This window comes from Idiomarina sp. UBA4206, from assembly GCF_002383015.1.
GTDB classification, from domain to species: domain Bacteria; phylum Pseudomonadota; class Gammaproteobacteria; order Enterobacterales; family Alteromonadaceae; genus Idiomarina; species Idiomarina abyssalis.
The window spans coordinates 8,201-8,462 of the sequence record NZ_DFTS01000022.1 but is presented as its reverse complement, the minus strand read 5'-3'; the positions used below and the strand labels follow the sequence as shown (position 1 = coordinate 8,462).

At 46.6% G+C, this 262-nt stretch carries 1 protein-coding gene; it reads left to right on the top strand.

Annotated elements, in window-relative coordinates; translation table 11 throughout:
• On the top strand, nt 1-262 hold a 262-nt coding region (locus B3180_RS04885; protein WP_286843359.1), incomplete at both ends, for a 50S ribosomal protein L6.

Below are 262 nucleotides of genomic sequence, written 5' to 3'. Positions count from 1 at the left end.
ACATGGTGGTCGGAGTCACTAAAGGATTCGAACGTAAGTTACAGTTGATGGGTGTTGGTTACCGTGCGCAAGCACAAGGTAAAAAACTGAACCTGACGCTAGGCTTTTCGCATCCTGTGGAGTTCGAAATTCCAGAAGGAATTACAATCGATACTCCGACTCAGACTGAAGTCGTCGTTAAAGGTGCAGATAAGCAGTTAGTTGGTCAAGTTGCCGCTAACATTCGCGCATACCGTAAGCCAGAGCCTTATAAAGGCAAAGG